This is a genomic window from Longimicrobiaceae bacterium, assembly GCA_035696245.1.
Classification (GTDB): domain Bacteria; phylum Gemmatimonadota; class Gemmatimonadetes; order Longimicrobiales; family Longimicrobiaceae; genus DASRQW01.
In genome coordinates this window covers 1-8,337 of record DASRQW010000021.1, presented here as the reverse complement: position 1 = coordinate 8,337, position 8,337 = coordinate 1, and the positions used below count along the sequence as shown (strand labels likewise).

6 protein-coding genes are annotated in these 8,337 nt (G+C 69.3%); 5 read left to right on the top strand and 1 reads right to left on the bottom strand.

What is annotated here, in order from left to right:
* Positions 1-303 (bottom strand): hypothetical protein (locus VFE05_00815; protein ID HET6228584.1); only part of this gene is annotated, 303 nt, incomplete at its 3' end.
* Positions 304-661: 358 nt separating this feature from the next.
* On the opposite strand from VFE05_00815, the gene VFE05_00810 reads away from it, so the two are divergent.
* From VFE05_00810 to VFE05_00790, 5 genes are all read left to right on the top strand, one after another.
* A complete protein-coding gene (locus VFE05_00810) occupies positions 662-1,432 on the top strand; it encodes a glucose 1-dehydrogenase (protein ID HET6228583.1) in 771 nt (256 codons plus the stop codon).
* A complete protein-coding gene (locus VFE05_00805; GenBank protein ID HET6228582.1) occupies positions 1,432-4,137 on the top strand; it encodes a hypothetical protein in 2,706 nt (901 codons plus the stop codon). The genes VFE05_00810 and VFE05_00805 overlap by 1 nt, the downstream gene beginning before the upstream one ends.
* A gap of 732 nt (positions 4,138-4,869) precedes the next feature.
* Positions 4,870-5,538 carry an alpha/beta hydrolase gene (locus tag VFE05_00800; GenBank protein ID HET6228581.1) on the top strand — a complete coding sequence of 223 codons (669 nt, stop codon included), beginning with the start codon at positions 4,870-4,872 and terminating at the stop codon, positions 5,536-5,538.
* Between the two features lie 423 nt (positions 5,539-5,961).
* Positions 5,962-7,512, top strand: coding sequence for a hypothetical protein (locus tag VFE05_00795; GenBank protein HET6228580.1), 1,551 nt, complete (start codon positions 5,962-5,964; stop codon positions 7,510-7,512).
* Between the two features lie 248 nt (positions 7,513-7,760).
* The coding region (locus VFE05_00790; GenBank protein ID HET6228579.1) for a DUF4440 domain-containing protein at positions 7,761-8,337 on the top strand (577 nt) is incomplete at its 3' end.

The following is an 8,337-nucleotide window of genomic DNA, read 5'->3' as shown; positions in this document are numbered from 1 at the left end:
GCGTCCGGCGGCGATGTCGCGGCGAAGCCCCTCGCCGATGTAGAACTTCAGCAGTGCCTCTACGGACATGTCGCGTGATGCGGCGATGCGTTTGATCGTCTCCAAGGCGTCGAGCGGAACCCGTATGGAGACGGACTCGCTGGGGCGGGGGCGCGGACGGAACTCGTCGATCACGTCAGGGATTCCCTGCGTCTCGCCGCGATAGCGGTTTGCGGACTTGCCTCGCACGCCACCGCTAAAGTCATACTCCGGCCGCTTCTCATCCTGTTCGTCCTGCCGTTCATCTTCGCGTGCAGTGCTCATGCTCGTGTGCGCTCGATGTAGCGCGTGCGAGAGTGATTCTTTGCTGTACGCTCTGATTTCACAGGCGCATCAAGCCGAGTGCAATGTAAAGCGCGAACCCGCGGCTCCAACCGTTCACCACACTACCCGGCGGCACGCGGTCGACGTCGCGCTCCCCGCTGCACAGCCCGCTCTCCCGCATCTGCTGATACGCTCGCGCGAACGGCTTCTTTCCCGGTCTTCTACGCCGCTCCAACGGAGGTTTGCGGGATCGCGAGCGGGGGCGTATCTCTGTTGCTTCCCGCCTGGTGATCCAGGTCCAGGCGGCTCGATGCGCCGGATCTACATCCCGTCCTAATCCAGAACAGAGAGCCACAGCATGCGCTTGAAAGACAAGGTCGCGCTCGTCACGGGCGCCAGCAGCGGCATCGGCGAGGGAATCGCGGCGCGGTTCGCGGCCGAGGGCGCGCACGTCTGCGTGAACTACCGCCCCGGCAGCCCGCCCGACGAGGCTGCGGCGAAGAAGGCCATCGAGAGCTTCGGCATCAAGGCGATCGCCGTGGAGGCGGACGTGAGCAAGCGCGAGGACGTGGAGCGGATGGTGGCGGAGGTCGTCTCCACCTTCGGGCGCATCGACATCGCGGTCAACAACGCCGGCATCGAGATCAAGCGCCCGTTCCTGGAGCAGACGGACGAGGAGTGGCACCGCGTACTGAACGTGAACCTCTACGGCGCGATGGTCGTGAGCCAGGCCGCGGCGCGCGAGATGGTGAAGCAGGGCGGGGGAGGGAAGCTGATCTACGTCTCGTCGGTCCACGAAGACATCCCGTTCCCCGGCTACACATCGTACTGCGCGTCCAAGGGCGGCATCCGCATGATGATGCGCAACCTGGCGATGGAGCTGGCACCGCACCGCATCAACGTGAACAACATCGCCCCGGGCGCCATCGCCACGCCCATCAACAAGTACGTGCTGGAAGACCCCGAGGCGATGAAGAACGCCGTGAGCGAGATCCCCTGGGGGCGCTTCGGGCGGCCGGAGGAGGTGGCCGCGGTCGCCGTCTTCCTCGCCAGCGACGACGCGGAGTACGTGACGGGCAGCACCTACTACGTGGACGGCGGCCTCACCCAGCAGGTGACGCTGTACTGATGCCGGCCGAGACTCCCCCCGCCACCCCGCCCCCGCCGCCCCTCACGCCCGAGCACGCCCGCCTGGCCGATGCGCGCGAGGGCACGGCCGACTGGCGGCTGTGGGGCCCGTACCTGTCGGAGCGCGCATGGGGCACGGTGCGCGAGGACTACAGCGCGGACGGCGAGGCGTGGAGCACCTTCCCGCACGAACACGCCCGCTCGCGCGCGTACCGCTGGAATGAGGACGGGCTGCTGGGCATCTGCGACCAGAGCCAGCGCCTCTGCTTCTCCCTCGCCCTGTGGAACGGGCGCGATCCGTATCTCAAGGAGCGCTTCTTCGGCCTCACCGGCAACGAGGGCAACCACGGCGAGGACGCCAAGGAGCTCTGGTACTACCTGGACAACGTGCCGAGCCACGCGTACATGCGTGCGCTGTACAAGTATCCGCACGCCGCCTACCCGTACGACCGCCTGCGCGAGGAGAGTGCCCGCCGCACGCGCGACGAACCGGAGTACGAGCTTCTGGACACCGGCGCGTTCGACGGGGACCGCTACTTCGACGTCTTCGTCGAGTACGCCAAGGGCGGCCCTGCGGACGTGTTGGTCCGCGTCACCGTCGCCAACCGCGGGCCGGACGAAGCGGTGCTGGAACTCCTGCCCACGCTCTGGTTCCGCAACACGTGGAGCTGGGGCCAGCGCGGCTATCGCCCGTCGCTCACCCGCCTCCCATCGAGAGACGGCGCGGCGCAGGTGCTGGCGGAGCACAACACGCTGGGCCGCTACCACTGGACGTGCGAGGGCGCGCCGGACCTGCTGTTCACCGAGAACGAGACCAACGCCGCGAAGCTCTTCGGCAGCGCGGAATCTCCCCCGCACGCCAAGGACGCCTTCCACGACTTCGTGGTCGATGGAAAGCACGACGCCGTGCTCGACGAGGGCCCCGCCACGAAGGCCGCCGCCCGCTACCGCCTCGTGATCCCCGCCGGCGAGGAGCGCGTCGTCCGCATGCGCCTCTCCGCGACCGATTCCGGCGCCGCATCCCTCGGCGCGGAGTTCGACGCGACGTTCGATGCGACGAAGGCCGAGGCGGACGCGTTCCACGCCACCCTCCTCGCCCCCGAGGCGAGCGACGACGAGCGGCTGGTGCAGCGGCAGGCCATCGCCGGGCTGCTGTGGAGCAAGCAGTTCTATCACTACGACGTGCGCCGCTGGCTGGAGGGCGACCCCGCCCAGCCGCCCCCGCCGCCCGAGCGCTGGGGCGGGCGCAACCACACGTGGACGCACCTCAACAACCACGACGTCATCTCCATGCCGGACAAGTGGGAGTATCCCTGGTACGCCGCCTGGGACCTCGCCTTCCACTGCATTCCCCTGGCGATGGTGGACGCGGATTTCGCCAAGGGCCAGCTCGTGCTGCTGCTGCGCGAGTGGTACATGCACCCCAACGGGCAGCTCCCCGCGTACGAGTGGGCGTTCGGAGACGTGAACCCGCCGGTGCACGCGTGGGCCGCCATGCGCGTCTACCAGATCGACCGGCGGGCGAGCGGGGTGGCGGACGTGAAGTTCCTCTCACGCGTCTTCCACAAGCTGCTCATCAACTTCACCTGGTGGGTGAACCGCAAGGACGCGCAGGGCCGCAACGTGTTCCAGGGCGGCTTTTTGGGGCTGGACAACATCGGCGTCTTCAACCGCAGCGAGGCGCTGCCCGGCGGCGGCTGGCTCGACCAGAGCGACGGCACGAGCTGGATGGCGATGTACTGCCTGAACATGCTGGCCATCGCCCTGGAGCTGGCCCGCAACGACATCGCGTACGAGGACGTGGCGACCAAGTTCCTGGAGCACTTCTTCCACATCGCGCACGCCATCAACGACCGGCCCGCCACCACGCACGACGAAGCGGTGGACCTGTGGGACAACGACGACGAGTTCTATTACGACCTCCTCAACCTGCCCGACGGCACCAACCAGTACATGCGGGTGAGGTCGATGGTGGGCCTCGTCCCTCTGCTCGCGGTGGAGACGCTGGACCCCGACCTGCTGGAGCGCCTGCCCGGCTTCCGCGCGCGGCTGGAGTGGTTCCTCCGCAACCGCGCGGACCTGGTGGGCGACGCCGCCTCGGTCACGCGCACGGGCGAGCTGGACCGGCGGCTCTTCGCCGTGGTCAGCGCGCCGCGGCTGCGGGCCATCCTGTCGCGCATGCTGGACGAGCGCGAGTTCCTGTCTCCGTACGGCATCCGCTCCGTCTCGCGCTGGCATGCCGAGCACCCGTTCGTCACGCGCATCGACGGGGCGGAGTACCGGGTCGACTACGAGCCGGCGGAGAGCCGCAGCGGGCTGTTCGGCGGCAACTCCAACTGGCGCGGTCCCATCTGGATGCCGCTCAACTACCTGATCATCGAGGCGCTGCAGAAGTTCGACTGGTACTACGGGCCCACCTTCACGGTGGAGCACCCCGTGGGGTCGGGGCAGATGCTGACGCTGTGGGAGGTGTCGGTGGAGCTGTCGCGGCGGCTCATCCACATCTTCGTGCGGCACGAGGGGCGGCGGGCGGTGTTCGGGGGCACGGAGAAGTTCCAGGCGGACCCGCACTTCCGCGACTACGTGCCGTTTCACGAGTACTTCCACGGCGACGACGGCGCGGGCCTGGGCGCCAGCCACCAGACGGGGTGGACCGCGCTGGTCGCCAAGCTCATCCAGCAGAGCGGCGTGCCTTCGGTGACGTAGCCGGACGTCCGGTCGTCAGCGGAAAGCCGGAGGAGCCGATAGAGCTGGGTCCGGATGACGGAAGCCGGGTCGCGGCGGACCGCTCCGGAGCCGGGCGGCCGGCACCTCTGCACTGCGGTGCCTGCCGCCCGTCTCCTCCGCGGGGTCGGGGAGCCTCCTCCTCCGGTGGGCCGATACAGCCTGGCCCGCCTCCGTCCGGGGTCTCCCCGCCCGCTGCGCGAGCCCGCCGTCAGCCGCGCCGCACGCTGATGTCCCATGCCCGGCGGTCTCGCTCCGCACATCTTTCTTTGGATACAGCGGACCACCAGAGCGGCCGCCCGCATGAATACCTCGGTAGGGGCACCTGTTTGTGCCTCCGCCTCTCCGCCGCGAAATCTGTCCCGGATACGCTGCCCCATCTCGCCGCCGTATCGCGGTCCGACACGCGGTCGGCCCATACCGGTCCGCGGCGTCCGCGCGAGGGTGATCGGTGGTTCGTCCGCGGAACGGCTTCTCTCACCCGTGTTGAGACGGCAAACCTGGTTGCATCCCGGATCACACCTCCGCACATCTCACGCATCTGCCATCGTGCCCGCCGCCGTTCAACCATACCGCCGCTTGATCTCGTTCCTCACATCCGCAGCATCCATCCTCTTCTTGGTCTATCTCGCGGCAATGGCGTTCTTCTGGTTCGCGGCGGATGGTATGATTTTCCAGCCGCACCGGAGTTCGTACCACGACGGCGCGCCAGGTATGTTGAAGCTGCGTGCTGCGGACGGAACGCGCCTCTCGGCCCTGTATCTTCCCAACGCGGCGGCGACGTACACGGTACTCTTCAGCCACGGCAACGCCGAGGACCTGGGCGACGACGCGCCGTTCCTGGAGGAGCTTCGCCGCAACGGCTTCGCGGTGCTGGCGTACGACTATCCCGGCTACGGCACCAGCGAGGGCAAGCCCACCGAGGCTCGCGCCTACGCCGCCGCGGACGCGGCGTACGCCTATCTCACGCGCGAGCTTCGCGTCCCGCCGGAGCGCATAATCCTGCACGGGCGGTCGCTCGGAGGGGCGGTGGCGGTGGACCTCGCGTCGCGCGTGCCCGCCGCGGGGCTCGTGCTGGAGAGCACGCTCACCAGCGCGTCGCGCGTGGGGCTCGGCTTCCGCCCGTTCGTGTTCGACCGGTTCGCCAGCATCGGCAAGATCGGGCGCCTGCGCATCCCGCTGCTCGTCATGCACGGCGAGCGCGACGGCGTGATCCCCATCGCGCACGGCCGGCGCCTCTTCGCCCTGGCGAACGAGCCCAAGCGCGCGCTGTGGGTCCCCGGCGCGGGGCACAGCGACCTCGCAGCCGTCGCTGGCCCGCGCTACTGGGCCGCGCTGCGCACCTTCGGCACCTCGCTTGCGGCGCGCGCGGCAGGCCATTAGCGTAGACCTCCACTTACGGTGAACCGTGGGTATCCGCGTCCATCCCGGCGCTTCACCGCACGTCGCGCGGGGCTTCCTGCCGGGCAGTTGGCGCTCTCCGGAATCGTTCTCCGCAATCATGCCACATGGCTCGGGTTCCGTATCGCCACGGAATCCGCCGCTCTCCCCCTCACAGCCGCTGTGGCCGGTGTGAACGACCGTGACCGGATCGCCGCGAACGGGCACCAGGGCGCCGGCCCCGCCCCGCGCTCCTGCTCTCACCGGCGCCGTGATCCGGCGGCGGTATCCGTGGGCCGCCGAGGCGGGGTAGCGGGTTCGCGGCTGAACGGCGACAGGTTATCTTTCTACCATGACGACGGCCGGACGGCTCGCGCGGGGATTCGCCCGGAGCCGGCGTCGTTCCAGCATTCATCAGAGGTGCCGATGCAGGCAGGCTCCACCTTCGCGAAGAAGCTCCGGACGGTGTCCGCGTTCTCGTCCCTGGCGTTCGCGCTCGGCCTCGCCGCGTGCAGCGAGCCCACGGCCTCCGACCGGGACAAGCAGGCCCCCCAGGTAGCCGTCTCCTCGCCCGCGAACGCGTTCTCGACCGCGGATTCCGCTGTGGTGGTGGATGCCGTGGTCACGGACAGCGGCAGGGTGGCCAAGGTCACCTATTCGCTGAACGACGGCGCTCCCCAGCAGGTATCGCTCACCGCCGCGCCGTCGGTCGCGCTGCATTTCGAGGTCAAGCCGCTTCGCGTGGGCAGCAACACCATCGTCCTGCGGGTGGAGGACGCCAAGGGCAACGCCGCCGAGATGCGGCTGGAGGTGACCCGCCGCGCGGGCCCCGCCGTCCGCGTGATCTCGCCCGCGGAAGGCGACACCGCCTGGGGCCACGCCATCGCGCTGCGGGCGGTGGTGAGCGGGATCACCTACCACGACGCCGTGCAGGTACGCGTGAACGGCACGCCCCAGCCGGTGCAGAACCCGCTGCTCTTCTCCGACAGCGTCGCGGCCGGCGAGGCGGTGGATCTCAAGCCCGGCGCGAACACGCTGGTCGTGCAGGTCACCGACGCCGAGGGTCACACGGCCGAGCAGACGATCCACGTCGTGGCCGTGGTGCCGTCCGTGAACTACGCCGTGACGGTCCTCTCCGCGGCGGGAGCCGTCTCGTCTCTCGCGGCGGACATCAACAACGCAGGGACGGTGGTTGGCCGCTGGTTCGGCGCGCACGGGGAGTCGCACGCGATCGTCTGGCAGGGGGCGGCGGGCACCACCCTGGGCTCGTTGGTTTCCGCGGCCGCGATCAACCAGAAGGGCCAGATCGTGGCTGTTGGCACGGACGGAACGTACGTGTGGGAGAACGGCGCAGCAGCCAGCCTTCCGGTCGGGGCGAGGAGGGACGCGATCGACATCAACGAGGCCGGCGAGGTCCTCTTTGCGGGGGCGGCGGTGTGGCGGAGAGATGGGCACCTGGGCCCGGTGACGACGCTGGGAGTGCCCGAAGGCCCGCTCATGGTGGTCGCGCTCGATTCCGCCGGAAACGTCGTGGGTAACAACCACTGGCCGAATTCCAACCCTGTTGTCTGGACCGCGGCCGGGACCACGCGCCAGGTGCCCACCTCTGGCCGGACCACTGCGCCCACGGGCATGAATGCGTCGGGAGACGTCATCGGCTGGGCAGACCCGCAGGGGGGTACCAAGCACGGCTTCCTGTCCACCGGTGCCGTGTACTTCAATCTGAACTCGATCGTCGGATTGTTCTCGGTCGCCTCGGCCCTGAGTGCGAACGGTACGGTATCGGGAACGTACAAACTCGAGGGTCAGTCGCGTCTCTATCGTTTCCGCAACGGGAAGACGACCGACGTGGTGCTCGCGGAAGCCGGTTGGACCATCGATTCTGTCGTCGCGGTGAATGACTCCGGTCAGATTGCGGTGAACGCGCACCAAGGCTCGGGGCCCATCACTGCGCTCCTGCTGACGCCGATTCCCTGAGATCGGAAGATGTGAGGAAGACGATGGGCCCCTCCGCATCCTGTCGGAGGGGCCCATCGTCGTTCTGGAGTGGAACCAGCCGGGGGCTCGCCCTTCTCGTCCGCCCCACCCGCCGCACCGAAAAGCCGTGCATCTGGGCGATTCCGGAAGACGCGCCGCAACTCGCCCCCGAGTTGTACGCCGCAGGGGGCCGCATCCGTTATCGTGCGTCCGCTGTTTCCAGCCGCACGTACACACGGAGAGCTTCCATGCGCACAGCCCTGTCCGCCGCTTGCCTCACCTTCCTCACTGCGTGTACCGCCGCGGCGCAGGTCGCCGCGCGCCCCGCCGCGTCCGTCCAAGCCGCACCGTCCTCGTCCGCGCGGGCTGCGGCCACCGCTGCCCGGAGCGCGCTGCTGCGTGCGGACGCGACGCTCTCCGCGAGCAACGACAGCCTGGGGGCGGAAGGCTTCGCCGGCGGCCTCGCGGACGATGCCGTGTACCTGTACCCCGGCGCGCCGGTCATGCAGGGACGCGGGACGGTACGCGCCTTTCTGGCCGCCCAGCCGGCGACGGCCCCGCGGGTGCTTCGCTGGCAGCCGCTCCACGCGCAGCTCTCGGCAGACGGGGCGGCGGGGTACACGTTCGGGGTGACGATGGTGAGCATGCCCGCGCGCAACGGAGGCGGGCAGGTGGTGCGCTTCGGCCAGTACCTCACCTTCTGGCGCGCGGCGGGAGATGGGCACTGGCGCGTGGCGGCGAGCATGCAGACCTGGCCGGGTGGGCCCAGCCACCCCGCGAGCCCGGACGGCTGGAGCGCCGGCTTCGCGCCCGCGCCTCCACGGG

Excerpts from the sequence above, each read along its gene's own strand:
- VFE05_00810 (HET6228583.1), top strand. The coding sequence starts at position 662 with ATGCGCTTGAAAGACAAGGTCGCGCTCGTCACGGGCGCCAGCAGCGGC.
- VFE05_00805 (HET6228582.1), top strand. The coding sequence starts at position 1,432 with ATGCCGGCCGAGACTCCCCCCGCCACCCCGCCCCCGCCGCCCCTCACG.
- VFE05_00800 (HET6228581.1), top strand. The coding sequence starts at position 4,870 with ATGTTGAAGCTGCGTGCTGCGGACGGAACGCGCCTCTCGGCCCTGTAT.
- VFE05_00795 (HET6228580.1), top strand. The coding sequence starts at position 5,962 with ATGCAGGCAGGCTCCACCTTCGCGAAGAAGCTCCGGACGGTGTCCGCG.